The sequence below is a fragment of the Neotabrizicola sp. VNH66 genome, from assembly GCF_049445895.1.
GTDB lineage: Bacteria > Pseudomonadota > Alphaproteobacteria > Rhodobacterales > Rhodobacteraceae > Pseudogemmobacter.
In genome coordinates, this window is sequence record NZ_JBMSDW010000002.1 from 1 (window position 1) to 19026 (window position 19026).

Annotated in this window: 18 protein-coding genes and 1 tRNA gene; 7 read left to right on the top strand and 12 right to left on the bottom strand. The window is 65.2% G+C overall.

From position 1 onward, the window contains the following. Window positions 1-195: 195 nt before the first annotated feature. The gene (locus ACO2Q5_RS02455; RefSeq protein WP_423288003.1) at window positions 196-1821 is read left to right on the top strand and encodes a VapE domain-containing protein; all 1626 of its coding nucleotides are present in this window, start codon (window positions 196-198) and stop codon (window positions 1819-1821) included. Window positions 1822-2279: 458 nt separating this feature from the next. On the opposite strand, the gene ACO2Q5_RS02460 is transcribed toward ACO2Q5_RS02455, so the two are convergent. Further along, complete coding sequence (locus ACO2Q5_RS02460; protein WP_423288004.1) at window positions 2280-2963, bottom strand: hypothetical protein; 684 nt, start codon at window positions 2961-2963, stop codon at window positions 2280-2282. A gap of 119 nt (window positions 2964-3082) precedes the next feature. On the opposite strand from ACO2Q5_RS02460, the gene ACO2Q5_RS02465 reads away from it, so the two are divergent. Continuing rightward, window positions 3083-3295 (top strand): helix-turn-helix domain-containing protein, encoded by a 213-nt coding sequence (locus tag ACO2Q5_RS02465; protein WP_423288005.1) that lies wholly within the window; start codon window positions 3083-3085, stop codon window positions 3293-3295. Window positions 3296-3306: 11 nt separating this feature from the next. On the opposite strand, the gene ACO2Q5_RS02470 is transcribed toward ACO2Q5_RS02465, so the two are convergent. The 11 genes from ACO2Q5_RS02470 to ACO2Q5_RS02520 all read right to left on the bottom strand — a co-directional run bounded on the left by ACO2Q5_RS02470 (window position 3307) and on the right by ACO2Q5_RS02520 (window position 14510). Beyond that, window positions 3307-3382: transfer RNA gene (locus ACO2Q5_RS02470), tRNA-Thr, on the bottom strand. 323 nt (window positions 3383-3705) lie between these two features. Then, a complete protein-coding gene (locus ACO2Q5_RS02475; RefSeq protein ID WP_423288006.1) occupies window positions 3706-5889 on the bottom strand; it encodes a PAS-domain containing protein in 2184 nt (727 codons plus the stop codon). Then, a complete protein-coding gene (locus ACO2Q5_RS02480; RefSeq protein WP_423288007.1) occupies window positions 5886-7040 on the bottom strand; it encodes an FIST N-terminal domain-containing protein in 1155 nt (384 codons plus the stop codon). Before ACO2Q5_RS02480 ends, ACO2Q5_RS02475 begins: the two co-directional genes overlap by 4 nt. A 46-nt stretch (window positions 7041-7086) precedes the next feature. Beyond that, window positions 7087-7773 carry a response regulator gene (locus tag ACO2Q5_RS02485; RefSeq protein WP_423288452.1) on the bottom strand — a complete coding sequence of 229 codons (687 nt, stop codon included), beginning with the start codon at window positions 7771-7773 and terminating at the stop codon, window positions 7087-7089. 112 nt (window positions 7774-7885) lie between these two features. After that, the gene (locus ACO2Q5_RS02490; protein ID WP_423288008.1) at window positions 7886-9649 is read right to left on the bottom strand and encodes a PQQ-dependent methanol/ethanol family dehydrogenase; all 1764 of its coding nucleotides are present in this window, start codon (window positions 9647-9649) and stop codon (window positions 7886-7888) included. Between the two features lie 110 nt (window positions 9650-9759). Then, window positions 9760-10311: a tetratricopeptide repeat protein gene (locus ACO2Q5_RS02495; RefSeq protein WP_423288009.1), complete on the bottom strand. Its 552-nt coding sequence runs from the start codon at window positions 10309-10311 to the stop codon at window positions 9760-9762. An 82-nt stretch (window positions 10312-10393) separates the two neighbouring features. After that, on the bottom strand, window positions 10394-11182 hold the full coding sequence (locus tag ACO2Q5_RS02500) for an ABC transporter permease (RefSeq protein WP_423288010.1): 789 nt from the start codon (window positions 11180-11182) through the stop codon (window positions 10394-10396). Next, window positions 11179-11895, bottom strand: coding sequence for an ABC transporter ATP-binding protein (locus tag ACO2Q5_RS02505; RefSeq protein ID WP_423288011.1), 717 nt, complete (start codon window positions 11893-11895; stop codon window positions 11179-11181). The genes ACO2Q5_RS02500 and ACO2Q5_RS02505 overlap by 4 nt, the downstream gene beginning before the upstream one ends. A 2-nt stretch (window positions 11896-11897) precedes the next feature. Then, window positions 11898-12347, bottom strand: coding sequence for a hypothetical protein (locus tag ACO2Q5_RS02510; protein ID WP_423288012.1), 450 nt, complete (start codon window positions 12345-12347; stop codon window positions 11898-11900). Between the two features lie 26 nt (window positions 12348-12373). Beyond that, window positions 12374-13333: a YVTN family beta-propeller repeat protein gene (locus tag ACO2Q5_RS02515; protein WP_423288013.1), complete on the bottom strand. Its 960-nt coding sequence runs from the start codon at window positions 13331-13333 to the stop codon at window positions 12374-12376. Window position 13334: 1 nt separating this feature from the next. After that, complete coding sequence (locus ACO2Q5_RS02520) at window positions 13335-14510, bottom strand: ABC transporter substrate-binding protein (protein WP_423288014.1); 1176 nt, start codon at window positions 14508-14510, stop codon at window positions 13335-13337. A gap of 146 nt (window positions 14511-14656) precedes the next feature. Between ACO2Q5_RS02520 and pedF the strand changes: the two genes are divergently transcribed. The 5 genes from pedF to ACO2Q5_RS02545 all read left to right on the top strand — a co-directional run bounded on the left by pedF (window position 14657) and on the right by ACO2Q5_RS02545 (window position 19024). Next, window positions 14657-15343, top strand: a complete 687-nt coding sequence (gene pedF / locus ACO2Q5_RS02525) for a cytochrome c-550 PedF (RefSeq protein WP_423288015.1) — start codon at window positions 14657-14659, stop codon at window positions 15341-15343. Between the two features lies 1 nt (window position 15344). After that, complete coding sequence (locus tag ACO2Q5_RS02530) at window positions 15345-16241, top strand: substrate-binding periplasmic protein (protein WP_423288016.1); 897 nt, start codon at window positions 15345-15347, stop codon at window positions 16239-16241. Window positions 16242-16446: 205 nt separating this feature from the next. Continuing rightward, complete coding sequence (locus ACO2Q5_RS02535; RefSeq protein WP_423288017.1) at window positions 16447-17430, top strand: ABC transporter substrate-binding protein; 984 nt, start codon at window positions 16447-16449, stop codon at window positions 17428-17430. A 20-nt stretch (window positions 17431-17450) separates the two neighbouring features. Beyond that, window positions 17451-18299, top strand: coding sequence for an ABC transporter permease (locus ACO2Q5_RS02540; RefSeq protein ID WP_423288018.1), 849 nt, complete (start codon window positions 17451-17453; stop codon window positions 18297-18299). Then, entirely contained in the window at window positions 18296-19024 is a 729-nt protein-coding gene (locus ACO2Q5_RS02545; protein ID WP_423288019.1) for an ABC transporter ATP-binding protein, read from the top strand. The genes ACO2Q5_RS02540 and ACO2Q5_RS02545 overlap by 4 nt, the downstream gene beginning before the upstream one ends. The last annotated feature ends 2 nt before the right edge of the window (window positions 19025-19026 follow it).

Below are 19026 nucleotides of genomic sequence, written 5' to 3' on the forward strand. Positions count from 1 at the left end.
ATCCAGATCCGCATCGCCATCATGAACAGATACAACGCCCTCGGCACCGCCGAGATCACAGCCGTTCGCTGAACGCAGAGCGGGAAAGGGTCACCTTGGCCTCCATCCGATTAACGCAACAACGCCTATCACCTCCATCCTGTTGATCTCGACGCGCCGCCTCGCACATATGCGCTTGAGGATTTTACTGTCCGAATGCCCAAGAGCGCGAGCAAAAACACCATCTCGTCTTCGGGGCTTGCAAGCGTCGATGAGTTGGAGCCGCTGCCCCTCCCTTCTAACCTGATGGAAACCGTTCCGTCCGATCCCAAATGGGTGGAAGTGATTGTGACCGGGCAGAACCCGCCTGGACATGATTACTCGTCGCGCTCGGAGTTGGTTTTCGCAACGGCCGTCTGGTTGCTTAGCCGGGGTGTTCAGCCCGGTCATGTGCTTTCTATTCTCACGGCCCCGGATTTGGGCATTAGCGCACATGTTCGGGAAAGCCCCAACTATCTGAAGTACGCGCAGCGGCAGGTAATGCGGGCGATGGCGATTGTCGAGGCGAGCGCTGGCGGCTGGCCGGTGCTTAACGAAAAGCTCCAACCCGTTCCCAGCCACCCGAAGAATGTTCGGCATGCGCTTGCTTGCCAAGGTGTGGACGCACAGCGCAATCTTTTCACGAAGGTGGACGAGTTCAACGGAGCAGGGCTGGATGGCCGCGATCTGAACGATATCGCGGATATCCTCTGTAGTCAGTTTCATCGCGACCTCGACTTTGTTGCGGTGCCGACCGCAATCAAACGGGAGCTGCTGGCGATTGCGCATGAGAACCACTACCACCCCGTGATCGACTACCTTGATGGTCAGGTGTGGGACGGAACGCCCCGGATCGACACGTGGCTGACCGATTACTGTGACGCGGACGACAGTGATCTTAACCGCGAGTTCGGCAGCAAGCTGTTGATCGCTGGGGTGCGTCGCATCAAACAGCCGGGTGTCAAGTTCGACACGATGCTGGTCTTGGAGGGTGCGCAGGGGGCCGGGAAGTCACGGGTTGCACAACTGCTTGCGGTGCGACCTGAATGGTTCTGTGGAAGCCTGAACCTCACGAGCGATGACAAGACCAAGGCCGAGTTGCTGGCACGTGCATGGATCGTCGAATGCCAAGAACTGGATGGATTGAACAAGGCCACCAGTCAGAGCCTTAAGCGGTTCCTGAGCACTGCCATTGACATGTTCAGGCGTGCCTATGGCCGCGATGCTGGCGAATACCGGCGGCACTGTATCATCCTCGGGACCACCAACGAGGGAGCGTATCTGCGCGACCTGACGGGCAATCGGCGCATCTGGCCTGTCGTGGTCAAGCAGATCGACCTTGCCCGCTTCAGCGCCGATGTGGATCAATTGTGGGCCGAAGCGGTGGTGAGGGAGGCGACAGGCGAGTCGATTACGCTATCGCCGCATCTGTGGCCCGCTGCCGCCAACGCGCAGGGCCAGCGGATGGTCGAGGATGCTTATGCAGACGTTCTGGAGGATAGCTTCGCGGAACTGACTGGGCGGGTTTCCATGGACAGCATAAAATTGCTGCTCGGTGTCGATACCGCGCGTATGTCGCCCACCGACACGCGCCGGATCAAGGCTGTCATGGCCGGGCTGGGGTGGGAATATGGCACCCATCGCCTGCACGATCTCGGGAGGATCGACAAGATCCAACGTAAAGGCTTCGCACGTGGTGATGTCGATGAGTGCAAGGTCGAGTACATTGCCCGGCGGATCGACGGGGGCATCGTGGTGATTCATCGCTTCGACGAACGCCACGGCGAGGAGCCACCCTTCTGACCAAGCGGGCGTACCATGTAACGTAACATAAGGGCAAAACTGGCCTGCACTACCCGGCGGGGCGCTACGGTGCCCCGCCCTTTGTTTTCTGAAACCTTCCAACTTAAGTTACGGTTACAAGTTACAAATTAAGCGAAGTCGCGGCTTGGGCTTTCCTTCGCAAGCCCTCATGTGCCAAATATTTCTCTTATGGTTCAGCAAATGGTTCAGCAAAAAGAGCTCAGAATTTGATGGATTGCCCGTGGCCGTCTCCGAGGTTCTGCCGGGCAGAGTGTCGGTGCCATTTCGCCAAAGCAAGTTATGCTGCTGCGCACGCCGGGTAATTGTGGCCCTACACGGCCCCCAACACCGCTGTAGGGCCATTTACGGGGCCGTGGTGGGCTATGTATGGCGGGGCGCTGGGGCACATAGGCACCCCGGCCCACGCCGCTAAAGCCCGCGCCGTAGCGCCATGTGTGTCAGCCCTGTATGTCCAGCGTCAACGTCCGCCACTGCCCGCTTTCGGGGAGATGGGTGATTGTTCCTGTGAAGGTACCGCGGATCATCGCGCCAAAGCCATTCTGTGCGTCGAAATGCCCCCACACCGCATAGACGCAATCGCCGAGATAGCCGGTGCCCTTGTCAAACCGGGACGGGAATTTTGCCGTGGACGGCGCACGTAGCCCATTTCGGACATCGGTCTGAATCATAATGTAGGCCATGCTTTCCTTTCCCTCACATCCTGCCAGCCGGGCCGCTTTCGCCTTCTCCGCTCGTTGCGCGGCCTCTGCCGCAAAGACCTCGGGCCTAAGGGCCTCTAACTCTGCCATCCACCGATCATCATCCCGTTTGATCGCGGCAAGGTAGGCATCTGGGTCAGTCTGCCTCATCATGGCCAGCTCGGCTTCGCGCCGCTCAGCTGCGATGTTTGCGGCGGTCACAAAGAAGAACCCCGCCACGCAGATGATGGCACTGGCCTTGGGGCGGCTTTTGAAATGAGGAAAGCCCCTGCCGGTCAGCAGGGTGAACAGGCCGACCACGACAAGACCCCCTGTCAGGGCGGCGACAGCAGCCGGGGCGCGGTCCTTGAACAGGCTGAGGGCGTAGCCCAGGAAAAAGACTTCGGCTATCGCCAGTTGGAAACGAAGCAGCTTTGCAAACATCGGGGTGTCCTGAAAAGGGCATGTCGGCGTGAACCTTGCCTCTGTAGTGGCGCTCCGACAATCGAAAAAGAGACTCATAGTCTGTAGATCAATAATCTACATATCGGCCGTATGCCCGCATGGACATCAAGTCGGTCGTGGGCAGGAACGTGAAGCGTTACCGGGAGATGAAAGGCATCTCGCAGGAAGCGCTTGCCTTCGACGCTGACCTGCACCGCACCTATGTCAGCGGCGTTGAACGTGGGGTCAGGAACCCGACGGTTCTGATCGTGGCCAAACTTGCGACGGCGCTGGGCGTTGAGCCTTGCAAGCTTCTGGAAATGCAGGGGTAATTCTGGAAGCGTGGTGCCGCTGAAGGGACTCGAACCCCCGACCCCATCATTACGAATGACGTGCTCTACCAGCTGAGCTACAGCGGCACGCTTCCATTTGAGGCCCTACTATGGCCCTACACATTTTACAACCGCCTCTGTAACCTTTTGGTTTTACACATCATTCCGCAGCGGACCCGCTACTTACGAATGACGTGCTCTACCAGCTGAGCTACACCGGCATCCTGCCCTGACTGCCTGAACCCCGATCGGAACGCGCTGGATGTTCCGTTGCTGATGTTCTGGCCGTTTTCCTGCGCGGGCAAGACCCTGCACGAAACGGGCATTCATGTGCAGTGGCGTTTAATCGCTCCATGGTGGAAGCGCAAGGCCCCAATCACGGCGGCGCGGCCAGATTGCAGCGGGGAGCTTCAGGCCTCGGCCGCATGCAGCGCGAAAGCGGCAATGGCCTCGGGGTCAATGGGCTTGTGCAGCACCTCGAGCCCCGCACGTTCCGCGGCGCGGCGCACCTCGGGCGAGCGGTTGGCGGTGACGATGCGCACGGGACGGGCGCCGAAGCGTTCTTTCAGCGCCAGCGCGGTTTCAACCCCGGTCATCCCCTCGCCCAGCTGATGGTCGATCAGATAGACATCCGGCACGATGCCGATCTCCTCCAGAAGCGCCAGCGCCGCCTCACCCGTCTCTGCCTCCAGCACGCTGACCCCGCGGCGTTCCAGAAGCAGCGAGATGGCGCGGCGCAGGTCCTCGTCATTCTCGACGAGAAGGGCGATCCGGTCCGCCGCGGCCTCGGCCCCCGGGTCGGGGCCGTCTCCGGGACGTGCGCGCATCAGTGCGGCCGGTGCCAGGGGCAGATCCACCGCGAACATGGTACCAAGGCCGGGCGTGGACCGCAGCGTCAGCGGATGGTCCAGAAGCGCGCAGGCCCGGTCCACGATGGCCAGCCCCAACCCCATGCCCTCGGCCGCTGAAGCGGTGCCCTGCACCCGGTGAAACTCGCGGAAGATCTTCTGCTGATCTTCGGGGGCGATCCCCGGGCCGGTGTCATGTACCTCGACCCGCACGCCGCCCGGAATGCGCCGCGCGCCCACCAGCACCCGGCCTGACACGGTATAGCGCAGCGCATTGGAAATCAGGTTCTGCAGGATGCGGCGCAGATAGGTGGCATCACTCATCACCGTGGCGCGGCAGGGCAGGATATCCAGCCGCAGCCCCTTCTTTTCGGCCATGTGCTGAAACTCGTCGGTCAGCTGCACCAGCAGATGCGCCAGCGAGACCGGGCCGATGTCCACCTCGGTCCCACCCGATTCCAGCCGAGAGATGTCCAGCAGCGCTCCAAGGATCGCCTCCACGCTGAGAAGCGCGTTATGCGCCTTTTCCAGCGTGCTGCCCGAGGCCCCCGCATCGTCGCGCGCCGCCGCCACGAACAGTTTCGCCGCGGACAGGGGTTGCAGCAGGTCGTGGCTTGCCGCGGCGACAAAGCGGACGCGGGTGGCATTGGCCCGCTCGGCATCGCGCAGGGCGACGGACAGGTCATTGGTACGGGCGGCCACCCGCTCCTCCAGCCGTGCATTGGCGCGCAGCATGGAATGGATGGCCATCCGTTCGCGCGTGACATCGGTGAAGGACATCACGAACCCCCGCTCGGGCATTTCCTGCGCGAAGACATCAAGGATGATGCCCGACAGGTGCTGGAGTTCGAACGACAGGGGCGGGCGCAGCGTCTTTTGCCGCACCCAGGACCACAGCTCACCCGCCGAAAAGCCGTCACTGAACCGCACCTGCCGCAAAAGTGCGGCGGACAGCGCGGCGAAGGACCGGCCCGCCGAAAGCCGCTGGTCCGGAAGGTTGAGCAGCAGCCCCAGCCGGCGGTTGGCCCCCACCAGCCGCAGGTCGGGACCAAAGATCGCAACGCCCTGATTGATATGGTCCAGCGTGGCGCGGATTATCCGGGCCTGCTGGTCCAGAAGCTTGCCCCGCTCTGACCGTTCAGCGCGGATGATGCCCGTCACGTCGGTCTGGAGGACGACGACCCCGCCCTCATCCGTGGGCTGTTCGCTGACCTGAAGCCAGCGGTCGCCGGTCAGTTCCACGAAGAACGGCGCCCCGTCCTCATGATGGCGCATCCGTTCGGCCACCCAGTCCTCGGGCGCCATCCCGAGGGGCAGCGCCAGATGGGCCGAGCGGCTGATCCGGCCAACATAGTCATCAAAGGTGGTGCCGGGGCGCAGTACGGCGCGCACGTCGTCCAGATCGCGGCAGAACCGGCTGTTGCACAGGACCAGAAGCCCGTCTTCGTCGAACAGGGCAAAGCCTTCGTCCACCGCCTCGATCGCCTGCGACAGATCTCGCCGGGCCTTGCCCGCCTGCGCATTGGCGGCATTCAGCAGCCGCAGGGTGGTTTCCAGATCTGCGGTGCGCTTGCGGACCAGGTCCTCCAGCTCGGCCGCGCGCTGGAACAGGCCCCAGGCCGACCGGGCCTCGCCCTCATGATGCTCAGACCTGCGGATCAGCGCCTCGGCGATGGTCAGAAGCTTCTGCACATTCGCCTCGGCCGGGGCGGCGGGGTCGATCAGGCTGTCGGAAAGCCGGGTCATGCCTCCTCCGCGGCCAGCGTTCCGGGCGGATAGAAGGCCAGCCCGGTGATCGTCTGGTTCAGGTGCAGCGGGCCGGATTGTTCGCCATAGGTGTTGAACCCGGCAATCCGGTGGCCCGACAGGATGCGGGCGACGCGGCCCGCCATCTGGGTCTCTTCCGCCTCGATCCGGCGCAGGATGCAGTCGAAGGCCAGAATGGCCAAGGGTTTCGCGGGCCGGTCCAGTGCCGTGAGCGCCTGTTCCAGATGGCCCGCCAGATCGCAGGGCCGCGCCAGCGACAGGACCACGCCTTCGTCGATGGCGGAAAAGAACACGAACCCGCCCTCCGCGGTCACCCGCTGGATGGCGCGGACATGGTGGCGGGTGCCCACCCGCACCACCAGAGGGTTCAGCGCAAAGGTCGTGACATCCAGACACTCGGCCGTGCGCCCCAGAAGCCGGGCATATTCCGCGGCCGCCGGTTCATCGTTCAGCCGCCGCACCGTGCGGGTGGCGGGGTCGGCCCCGGTCACCACCATGCGGATTTCGGTCGGCTCCAGATGGTCCAGGCTGAAGGGTCGCAGGTCGCAATTGCCGCGCAGCACGCAGACCACGGCGGCATCGCGGTGAAGCTGGCCCTGAGACAGCACGAAGGTCTGTTCAAAGCGGGTGCCATCCCCCGCCGATCCGCCGACCAGCGGCATCGCCCCGGCCCCGGCCGAAAGGGCCGCGGCCAGCTCATCCTCGCGGATCGACAGCCCGTCCACCAGCAAAAGCGCGAATTCCGCAGACAGGTGGCCATGGTCCATCGCAAGCCGGTGGCGGGCGTCCTGCATCGCCTCAGCGATCCCGGCCCCGGTGGCACGCGACAGGCCGGTGAAGACCAAGGCCTCGGCCGCGAAATGGCGCGCGGGAAAGCCAAGCGCCACGATGCTGCCCGACTGATAGCCGCCGGGCGTCAGCTCTCCGGAAGTGGTGCAGCCGACCACGCGCGTCCCGGGAAAGACCGCGACCGACCGGGTGGCCAGCGCGGGCAGGTCCGCCGCGGGCGAGAGAAACAGCAGTACCAGTGCGAAGGGCCCAGCACCCAGCCCGCGCGCAAGGGCGGCCATCGGATCGGGATCATCGGCGCGGGCAAAGGCCTGCGCCACCTGAACCTGACCGCCGGACATCTCCTCTCCCCCGCTGGCGCGCACCCCCTCCCCGGGGTGCGGGGGGTCAGGCGTCGGAGACAAGATTGGCGAAGCTCGCCTCCTGGGCGAACAGCACCGCCTGCATCCGGGTCTGCACCCCAAGCTTGCGCATGATGGCCGTAACATGCGCCTTCACGGTCGTCTCGGCAATCGAAAGCTCATAGGCGATCTGCTTGTTCATCAGCCCCATGCCGATCAGCTGCAGGATCTTGGCCTGCTGGCGGGTCAGCAGGCTCAGCCTTCGCACCGCCTCGTCGGATGCGGCCGGCGCGGCCTGTTCAAGGTCGATCCCGCTGACATGGATCTCGCCCCGGGCGATGGCGGCGAAAGCCCGGCCAAACTCGCCCCGGTCGGCATGTTTCGGCACGAAGGCGTTGATCCCGGCTTTCAGCGCGGCGCGCACCACCCGCATCTCATCCAGTGACGAGACGATGACGATGGGCGTCTCCGGCGCGGCCTGACGGATGCGGACCACGCCGTCCAGCCCGTTCACATCCGGCAGGTTCAGGTCCAGCACGATGACATCGGGCTTTTCCTTGTCGGCCAGACGGTCCAGTGCCGCGGCCAGAGAGCCGACGGCCCCCACCTCGGCAATGCCCACCGGCCCGGTCAGCGTCATGGCCAGCGCATCGCAGAACAGCGGGTGATCATCCACGATCAGCGCGCTGCGCAGCACGCGCATCTCGGGCGGGAGGGCGGGAGGTGAGACCATGGCCGTGCGGGCTCCCCGGAACTGCTGGCGGTAGCTTATCATCTCGCGCCTCCGGTTATTATCCTGTTGTGGGGCGGAAAAGGCCGGGCGTCCAGCGCCCGGCCTTCAGGGATCAGTTGGCCATCGCCAGTTCCTTGGGCAGCTTGAAGGTCCAGACCATGCCACCCTGGTTCAGGTAATTGACCTTCTTGGCCACTTCGCCACCCCAGAGCGGCACCGCCCCGCCCCAGCCAGAGATGATGGAGACATATTGCTCGCCATCCATCTCAAAGGTGACGGGTTGCCCCACCACGCCCGAGCCGGTCTGGAAGCTCCACAGCGTCTCGCCGGTTTCGTCATCCAGCGCGATGAAATCGCCCTCGGGGGTGCCGAAGAACACCAGACCGCCCGCCGTGGTCATCACGCCACCCCACAGCGGGGCCTCGTTCTTGTATTCCCACTTCACCTCGCCGGTGTTGGGGTCCATCGCTTTCAGGCTGCCGATGTAATCCTCGAACAGCGGCTTGATGGTAAAGCCCGCGCCCAGATAGGCCGCGCCCTTCTTGTAGCTGATCGGCTCGTTCCAGATGTCCATGCCCCATTCGTTCGAGGGCACATAGAACAGGCCGGTCTTCTGGCTGTAGGCCATCGGCATCCAGTTCTTGCCGCCCAGGAAAGACGGCACCGCAAAGACCTGCTGGCCCTTGCCGCCTTCGGCTGCCGCATCGGGCGCGCCGGGGCGGTTCGCCTCGTTGTAGATCGGGCGGCCGTTTTCGTCGATGCCGCTGGCCCAGGAGATTTCCTTGACGAACGGGTAGGCCGCGACAAATTTCCCGTCCTCGCGGTTCAGGATGTAGAAGAACCCGTTGCGGTCGGCGGTGGCAAAGCGTTTGTTGCCGTCCTTGTCGGTGAAGCCCACCACCTCGTTCACGCCGTCAAAATCCCAGCCTTCGCGCGGCGTGGTCTGGAAGTGCCATTTGATCTCGCCCGTCTTGGGGTCGATGCCCAGACGGCTGGCGGCATAAAGGTTGTCGCCGGTGCCGTCGTTCTTTTCGCCCGCATCGCGCAGCCAGCTGTTCCACGGCGCCGGGTTGCCCGCGCCGAAGACCAGCGTGTCGGTGTCGGCGTCATAGGCACCGCCCAGCCATGTGGCGCCACCGCCGGTCTTCCACATATCGCCCGGCCAGCTGGCGTTCAGCGTGCCGGTCATCGTGCTTTCCTGACCGTTCAGCGTGCCCATGTGGCCTTCGATCACCGGGCGGGTCCAGACCGTCTCGCCAGTTTCGGCGTCCAGTGCGCGCACCTCGCCCACGATGCCGAATTCGCCGCCCGAGTTGCCGGTGATCACCAGCCCGTTCACGATCAGCGGGGCCGCGGTCAGCGAATAGCCTTCCTTGTAATCGGCGATCTTCTTGTTCCAGACCACATCGCCGGTCTTGCGGTTCAGCGCGACCATGCGCGCGTCCAGCGTGCCGAAATAGACATTGTCGCCATAGATCGCCGCACCGCGGTTGATCACATCGCAGCAGGGCAGAATGCCTTCGGGCAGGCGGGCATCGTATTGCCACAGCTCCTTGCCGGTCTTCAGGTCGATCGCATAGATTCGGCTGTAGCTGCCGGTGATATACATGATCCCGTCATAGACGATCGGCTGGCTTTCCTGCCCGCGCTGCTTTTCGCCCCCCAGCGAAAACGCCCATGCGGGCACCAGCTTGTCCACATTGTCCTTGTTCAGCGTCGTCAGGGGCGAGAAGCGCTGCAACCCGCGGCCCATGCCATTGGTCAGCACATCGCCGGCGGTTTCGGCATCCTTGGCCAGATCTTCCTCGGTCACCTGGGCCTGCGCGGCACCCGCACAGGCGATTGCCGCAACTGCGGCCAGTACAAGGCTTCTCATCGCTGTCCTCCCTCGGAACCGCCCGGGAAGGGGGCGGTCATCGGGGGAATGATGGGCGATAACGGCGGCGTGATGAATTCGACCTTGGTCTTACGACCCTGTCCTCGCCGTCAGAACAACGGCGCATATTTTCCGTTGTCGGCGTCCGGCGTCACCTCGTCCAGATCGTAGCCTGCGGCCTGCAGCCGTTTCGCCACCGCCAGACCCGCCTCTGCCGCCTCATCCACCAGCGCGCGGCCGCGGTCTTCGTCCTGCACCACGCCGCGGCCCCGCATCAGGTCCAGCCCATAGTTGAACTTGCCCACCGGATCGCCTGCCTCGGCCGCGCGGCGGTCCCAACCGGCGGCGGCATCGGGGTCTTCGGGCGCACCCAGCCCGTTGTCCTCCAGCTGGCCCATCCATGTCATCGCACCCGTCCAGCCGTCATTCGCGCAGGCCTCGAACAGCTTGCGCGCCATCTCATGCCGGCCGGATTTGGTGATGTAATAGCCCGCGGCACAATTGGTCATGCTGGTGTCGCCTTCGGCAATGTCGCGCATCACCCGGTTCAGCGTCAGCTCCTCGGGGTTCAGGGTGCCGCCCTCGTCCTCCACGCTGTCAGGCACAGTATCCGCCATGGCCCCAAGGGGCAGCAGGCACAACAGAAGCGCAATTTTCCGCATGGTTTCCTCCGATCAACTCTGGCGTCAGGCTAGCATGGCGGCCCGCCCCGCGCGCCGGGCTTGGGGTCGTAGATCGGCGCAGTCACGCCTTGCGTGCCGCCAGCCCGCGCGCCGGATCATAACCCCAGACCGCCAGCGCCCCGAACAGCACCAGCGCCCCGGTGGTCACCACCAGCGCCAGCGCATTCGGCTGCAGATAAAGCGCAAACCGGATCAGCTCGACCGCATGGGTAAAGGGGTTCAGCTGGCACAGGTCGCGCAGCCGGGGCGAGGCTTCGGCCATCTTCCACAGGGGGTAAAGCGCCGAGGACAGGAAGAACATGGGGAAGATCACGAAGTTCATCACCCCTGCGAAATTCTCCAGCTGCCGGATCAGCGAGGACAGCAGAAGGCCAAGCGCCGCCAGCATCATACTCGCCAACAGGATCGCGGGCAGCGCCGCCAGATAGCCCGGCCACGGGAAGCGCACGCCCCAAAGCGCGGCCACGGCCAGAAAGGCATAGGCCTGCAGCGTCGAGATCAGCGCCGCCGCCACCAGCCGGCAGAACAAAAGCCACCAGCGCGGCAAAGGCGCGGTCAGCAACAGCCGCATCGACCCCATCTCGCGGTCATAGACCAGCGAGAGGGAGGATTGCATGCCGTTGAACAGAAGGATCATCCCGACCAAGCCGGGGACGATATAGACCTCATAGGTGATGTAGGTCTGGTAGGGCGGGGTAATCGACAGGCCCAGGGCTGCCCGGAATCCGGCGGCAAAGACGAAAAGCCAGACCAAGGGCCGCACAAGGGCCGAGACGAGGCGCCCTTTCTGGCCCAGAAACCGCAGGGCTTCCCGCAACAGGATGGCGCGCAGCGCGACAAGCCAGATCATCCCGGGACCTCCGCGGTCAGGGACAGGAACCGCGCCGTCAGATCGCCGCCGCCGATCTCTCCGGCCACGCCATCGGCCAGAATCCGGCCGCGGTGCAGGATGACCAGCCGGTCACCGTCCGCCACCTCATCCACCAGATGGGTGGCCCAGAGAACGCACATCCCCTGTGCCGCCAGATCATGCACATGGGCGGTGATCGCCCGGCGGCTGGCGGCATCAAGGCCCACCGTGGGTTCGTCCAGCAACAGCACCTCAGGCCGGTGGATCAGCGCGCGGGCAATCTCCATCCGCCGCCGATGCCCGCCGTTCAGCGCCGCGGCCTTTTCGCCCGCGCGTTCGGCCATGCCCAGCCGGTCCAGTGCCGCATCGCTGCGCCGCTCGGCCTCGCGCCCGGAAATGCCATGCAGGGCCGCGAAATACAGCAGGTTGCGCCGCACCGTCAGGTCAAGGTCAAGGGTCGAGGACTGGAAGACCACGCCCATCCGCGCCAAGGCCGCCCGCGGCGCCGTGGCCAGATCGTGCCCCGCGACGGAAATCCGCCCGGTCCGCGCGGTGAAAAGCCGCGTCAGCAGGCCGAACAGCGTGGATTTCCCCGCCCCGTTCGGCCCCAGAAGCGCGCAGAACTGCCCGGGCGCCACGGCAAAGGACACCTGATCCAGCGCGCGTTTCGCGCCCCAGTCATGGCTGATCCCCTGAACCGCAAGCCCGGACATGATCATTCGATGGTGATGCTGACCTGCTGGCTTTCGCCGGTCGATCCCGGCACCTTCAGGAAATAGCTCCCCGGTTTCACCGCGATAAAGCTGATCTCGGCCTCGCCCGCCTCGTCGAACTCAAGCGAGTCGATGCCAAGGGGGCGGATCTCGATCCCCTCGATCACGATCTCATTGACCCAGACGGCGCGGAAGAAGCCCGCGCCTTCCAGCGCCAGTTCCTGACTGCCGTCCGCCTCGATCGTCAGCGTGTAGTATTTGCCGGATTTCAGGGTCAACGGTCCGCCCACCGGGGCGCCCGCCGACAGGATCAGCTTGCCCAGATCCTGCCGGTTGGGGGCGGACAGGAGCCCGGCAAGGCCCAGTTCGCTTTCTTCCTCCTCCTCTTCCGCCATCGCGCCCATGGGCAGGGCAAAGGCCAGCATCGCGGCCATCAGAATGCTGCGGTTCATCATATCCTCCCTTTGAAATCCGCCCCTCAGGGCCGCATCGCCGCGCCCCAGGGGAAGCGGCCCACCTTGACCGACTTCACCGCCGCGCGGGACGCCACGTCGATCACCGTCACATCGCCCGACACGCCGTTCGTGGTGAAAAGCTGCGTGTGGTCGGGCGAAAAGGCCATGTGCCAGACCCGGCGGCCGACAAGGATATAGCCCTCCACCTCATAGGTTTCGGCATTGATCACGGCCACATGGTTCGACGGCCCAAGCGCCACGAAGGCAGTCTTGCCGTCCGGGGTGAATTCGAACCCGACCGGCTGGATCAGATCGGCATTCACGCCGGTGATTTCGAACCGCAGCTTCTGAGTCTCGGCCTGTGTGGCGGTGTCGAAGACCGTGACCGTACCGCCGATTTCCGAAGAAACCCACAGTTCCGCCCCGCCCTTGGTGAATTCGGCATGACGCGGGCGGCTGTCCACCAGCGTATTGGCGAAAATCTTGTTGGTCGCGGTGTCGATCCAATGGGCCATATTGGTCGTCTCGGAGGTGGTGATCACCACCTTGCCGTCGGGCGAGACGGCCATCCCCTCCGGCTCGATCCCCACGTTGATCTGCGCCACCACCTTGCGGGTTTCGACATCGACCACGGTTGTCACCGCGTCATCCTCGTTGGCGATCCACAGATGTTTGTCATCCGGCGCCAGAACGAATTGTTCGGGGTCCTCGCCCGAGGGCAGATCGTGCAGGATTTCCCCCGTGGCGGGGTCCATCACCTGCACCGTGTCACTGTCCGAGGCGCAGATGTAGACCCGGCTGTAATCCGAATTGAAGGTGATCCCCCGCGGCCGTTCCCCGGTCTCGATGGTGCGCACCACCTCCAGCGTGTCGACGTCGATCACGCTGATGGTATCGTCCTTTTCATTGGTCACCCAGATTTCCCCGGCCAGCGCCGGCAGCGGCAAGGCGGTCAGCAGAAGGGTGGCGATGTGCCGTTTCATGTCATCCTCCAAAGGCGGTGCAGGCGCTTTCGGGGCGGTCGGTCCCGAGGCTGTCCATTTCATTGGTCTGGTGCAGGAACCCGTCCAGCGGGGCCAGCTCCACCAGCGCGCGGGCATTCACCACGGCCATCGGCTGGCGCAGCTGCCCGTTCCAGCCGCGGTAGCTGAGGCTGCGGCCCTTGAACCCGTCCAGCGCGAAATCCTTGGACAGGATGTAGTCGCGCAGCACCGCCGGATCGGCGGAATTGGTGCGCGTCACCGCCTCACCCACCGTGCGCAGCGCCGTCCAGGCCGCATAGTCGCGGGCCAGCATGTCGCGTCCCGCGGTCTTTTCGAACCGGTTCTGCAACTGCACCGCGCCCCATTGTTCCAGCACGGCCGCCCAGCCTTCGCCGCGCAGCCCGTCGGACCCTGCCACCGGGCGCGGCAGCCATGTATTGTCCTGCACATAGCGGGCGAAATCGTCCGCCTCATCGGCGATCAGCAGCACGTCATGATCGGGGAAATCCTGCGTGAACAACGGGATTTCCTGCCCCGCCGCACGCCGCAGGTCGGTGTCGAAGGTCCATGCCTTCTCTGCCAGAATCTCGACGCCATATTTCCGGGCCGATGCCTTCAGCACCGCGGCAAAGACCTGATCTTCGGACCGGGGGCCGATCACCAGCACCGTCCGCGTCCAGCGGCGTTTCACCAGCACCTGCATCAGCGCATCGGCGCGCATGGCGTCTTCGGGGATCGTGTGCAGCACATTAACCCGGCAATCGGCACCACGCAGCGCGCCCTCCCCGGCAGAGACGTTGAAGATCAGCGCGCCCTTGGCTTCGGGCAGGTCGGCCACGGCCAGCACATCCGCCGCGGGCGCATCCAGAAACACGATGCGCGACCCCGCCAGCGCCGCCGTGGCCGCCGCCGCCAGATCGCCGCCCGGTTCGACTGAGACCACCTCCAGCGCATAGGCATGACCCATGAAGCTGCCGGTCGTCATCGTATCGGCCAGCGCGACCTCGGCCCCGGCGATGCCGCGATCCTCCGGGATCGGATCAAGGTTCGACAGGACGGGCGGCGCCTCGACCTCCTGCCGCAGATAGACCATCGGGATCTGGATCTCGGCCCGGGCGGGCGCAAATCCCGGCAGGGCCAGCGCCAGCGCCAGTGCGGCCAGCTTCGGTGCAGTCATCGGCTTTCCTCCCGGGGCCAGACTGCGGGCTGGCCCCCGCGCGCGAAATACGACCATGGTCCTATCCGTGCCTGCGACCTTGGTCGGATTTCCGCGGCGCAGCGCGGCCCCTATCGTCCGGAACAGGAAACGCGAAGGAAGCACCCATGTCCGCGATCAACATGCGCGCCGCACTGGCCGCCGCGGCCGTTCTGGGCATCGCCCAGATGGCCCTTGGCCACGGCGATGTGGCCCCCCAGCCGGTCAACACCGATGCCCTGCCCGATGTGGGCGAGGAATGGCTGATCGAAAACCCCTACCGCGAAGACAAGGTCGGGGCCGAGACCTGGGCCAAGGCGGTGGAGATCGGTTCCTCGGGCTACAACCAGAACTGCGCGCGTTGCCATGGTCTGGGCGCGGTCTCCGGCGGGCTGGCCCCCGACCTGCGGTTCCTTGAGGCCGCGGAATATGGCGACGAATGGTTCATGGAACGGTTCCGCCACGGCTATACGCAGGATGGCACCACCAAGATGCCCGCCTTTGCCGAGGTTCTGGGCCAGAAGGCCGGCTGGGCGATCCGCACCTATATCGAAACCCGGCCCGAAGACGGCGCGCTGGACGCCCATTCCGACCGTCTGCATGCGATCCGGGACGAGCTGGCCTCGGGCACGGTGGCCGATCCCGCCGCGCTGAAGACCGAGCTGGAGGCGATCGCGGTCGAGGTGAAGACCGCCTCCGGCGCGCCGGTCGCGGACAGTGTCGCCTCGCAGGCGGCGCGGATGCTGACCGCCGATGCCGCCAGCTGGAAAAAGGCCGCCGAGACGCTGACGGTGGGCCTGTCGGCCACGCACTGACATGCGCCGCCGCCTGCTTCTTGGCTTTGCCCTTTGCGCTGCCCTTCCGGGCGGCGCCTTCGCGCGCTGCGAAGATGTGGTCCCCCAACCCAAACCCCAGAACACCCCCGCGCAGGATGTGGGCCGGGAATTCGACACGATCCTCGACTCCGGCTTCATCGAATTCGCCGTCTATGAGGATTTCTTCCCGTGGTCCTATGAGGAGAAGGGTGAGGCCCGCGGCGTCGATATCGAGATCGGCCGCATCATCGCCGCCGAACTGGGTGTCGAGGCGCGGTTCCGGCTGGTGCAGGCGGGCGAAACGCTGGAAGCGGACCTGATGAACTATGTCTGGAAGGGTGCCATCGTCGGCGGGCGGGTCAGCGACCTGATGCTGCATGTGCCCTATGACAGTGCGCTGGTCTGCCGGATCGAGCAGGTGACCTTCACCGGCCAATATGCGGCCGAGACGCTGGCCGTGGCCTATCGCCCGGCGGATTATCCGGAAAAACCGCCGACCCCGGCCTTCTTCCGCTATGATCCGGTGGCGGTGGAGAATGACTCGATTTCCGATTTCTTCCTGACCTCGATGCTGGGCACGGCGGCGAAGGTCCGGCGCTTTCCTTCGGCGCAGGCTGCGGTGGATGCGTTGGCCGCGGGCGAGACCATGGCCGCCATGGCCCCGAGGGGAGAGCTGGAGGGCGGCGTCACCCGCCATCCCGACGCAGGCCTTGCGGTGCACGAACCGCCGCTGATGGGCTTTGCCCGCGGTGGCTGGACCTTGGGCGTGGGGGTGAATTTCCAGCACAAGGATCTGGCCTATGCGGTGGATATGGCGCTGGAAACCGCGCTGGCCGACGGGCGCATCGCCGCGGTCTTTGCCGCGGCCGGCCTGACCTACAGCCCGCCCGGCCGCTGACCGCCGAATCAGCCCTGCGGTGCATCGCCCGCCGTTGGCAGGAGAAGGTTCTTCCCCGCAACCACCCGTCAGCGATGCCCTGCTTTGTTCTGCCGGAGCGCCGCAGCGCAGAGCATCCAAATTAACACGACTTATTTTATAGAGATTGATTTAAGGACGCCCCGGCCGCAGCCTAGGGTTCAGACCTTACGGATGGACCCTTGCCATGCCCCTGAACCGGCGCGCTTTTATTGCTGCCAGCTCTGCCCTTGCCCTGTCGTCCCTTGCCGGTCGTGCGCGGGCCGAGGCGCTGTCCCCCGACACGACACTGATCGTCGCGGACCAGAGCGAACTGATCCGGAACCTTCTGGATGCCACCGGCGCCTCCAGGAGCCTGCCGTTCCGGCTGGAGCTGCCCAATTTCGCCGGCGGCCCCGCCATCCTTGAGGCGATCCGTGCAGGGGCGCTGGACATCGCCTATGTCGGGGACGTGCCGCCGATTCAGGCCCGCGCCTCGGGCACGCTTTTGCCGATCATCGCCACCTTCACCCGCGAGGTGGCGCAGTACCGGCTGGTCAGCCGCCCCGGTCTGGTGGTGGAAAAGCTGTCCGATCTGCGCGGGCTGAAGCTGTCCTATGTCGAAGGCTCAGGCCGTCAGGTCTATCTCATCGAGGCGCTGAACCGCGGCGGCGTGGCGCTGGATCAGGTGGAACTGGTGCCCCTGCGCGTGGCCGACCTGCCCGATGCCGTCCGCTCGGGCGCGGTGGATGTGGCCGTGCTGCAGGAACCCCATGTCACCAGACTGAAGAACCAGATCGGCGCGACGCCCGTCCTTGACCCGGAAGAGCGCAGGCTGCTGCCCGCCACCAGCTATATCTATGCCCGCCCCGAGGTGCTGGCCGATCCGCAGAAATCCGCGGCCATCGCGGCCTTTCTGCCGGCCTTCATCCGCGCGGCCGGATGGAGCAACGATCACGCCGCCGACTGGGGCAAGTTCTACTACACCAATTTTCAGGGCATCTCGCCCGAGGACACCCGGGCCATTCTGGACGCGCAATCGCCACTGGTCTTCCAGACCTCGGCCGAGGCGACCCCCCATCACCAGAAGCTGATCGACATCCTGTATCAGGCAGGTGCGCTGGCCGAACGGTTCGACGCGGCCGGGTCCTTCTCGGACCAGTTCGATCCGGTCGTCCTGTCGAACCGCTGATCCGCAGACGAGGCGCACCCATGGCCGATATCTCGACCCTTGCACCCCTACGCCGCACCGCACCGCGGGCGGAAAGACCGCGGGCGGGGGCACCTGCCCGGCTGACGCCCGGCCGCCTGCCGCAATGGGCGCGGCTGGCCGGTCCGCTGTTGCTGCTGGCGGTGTGGGAGGGTGCGTCGCGTCTGGGATATCTGTCGCCCTATACGCTGGCCCCGCCCAGCCAGGCGGTGGCCATCGGCTGGGCGATGCTGTCCGACGGCACCCTTCTGCCGCATCTGGCCGCCTCGGCCGCGCGGGCCTATTCCGGGCTGGCACTCGGGGTGCTGGCCGGGCTGGTGCTCGCGCTCCTCTCCGGATTGACCCGCACGGGCGAGGCGCTGTTCGACGGGCTGGTGCAGATCAAGCGGGCGGTGCCGACACTGGCGCTGATCCCGCTGGTGATCCTGTGGCTGGGCATCGGCGAGGCGATGAAGGTCTTCCTGATCTTCACCGCGGTTCTGGTGCCGGTCTACATCAACACCCATGCCGCCCTGCGCGGCATCGACATCGGCCATGTCGAACTGGCGCGCACCCTTGGCCTGACCCGGGCCGAGTTCATCCGCAAGGTCGCCCTTCCCGGCGCGCTGCCCGGCTTTTTCGTCGCGCTGCGGCTGTCGGTCACCATGTGCTGGACCGCGCTTGTGGTGCTGGAACTGATCAATACCCAAACCGGCATCGGCTATCTGATGAACCGCGCGCGGGACTGGGGCCAGACCGACATCATCGTCGTCGGCATCTTCATCTATGCCGCGCTTGGCCTGCTGTCCGATGCTGCCGTGCGGCTGATCGAGGCGCGGGCCCTGTCCTACAGAAGGTCGCTTGGATCATGACCCTGCATCAGCCGCCTGCCCCGGCCGTCACACTGCGCGATCTGAGCCGGTCCTTCACCGGCCGCGGCATTCTGGACCGCATCTCGCTGGACATTCCGCGGGGACAGTTCGTGGCCCTTCTGGGCGAAAGCGGATCGGGCAAAACCACGCTGCTGCGCGCCTTAGCCGGGCTGGACGAAGAGGCCGAGAGCCATGGCCATTTCACCGTGCCCGACCATGTATCGGTGCTGTTTCAGGATGCCAGACTGCTGCCGTGGCTGTCCGTCATCGACAATGTGACCCTGGGGCTGCGGCGCCCCCATGCCCGGGCGGCGGCGCAGGACATGCTGGCCGCCGTGGGTCTGGGTGACAAGGCCGATGTCTGGCCCGCCACGCTGTCGGGCGGGCAGAAACAACGCGCCGCGCTGGCCCGCAGCCTGCTGCGTGAACCTGCGCTTTTGCTGGCGGACGAACCTTTCGGTGCGCTGGATGCGCTGACCCGGCTGAAGATGCATGCGCTTCTGTTCCGGCTGGTCAGGAAGCAGAAGCCCACGGTCATTCTTGTCACCCATGACGTGGACGAGGCGCTGCTGCTGTCCGACCGGATCCTGATGCTGAAGGACGGCCGTATCGCGGGCGATTACATGATCCGCCTGCCCCATCCCCGCCGCGCCGGCCACCCCGATTTCGAGACGCTGCGCCTGCGCCTCTTGCGCAGCCTTGGCGTCGAGAACGAAACCGTCTGAAA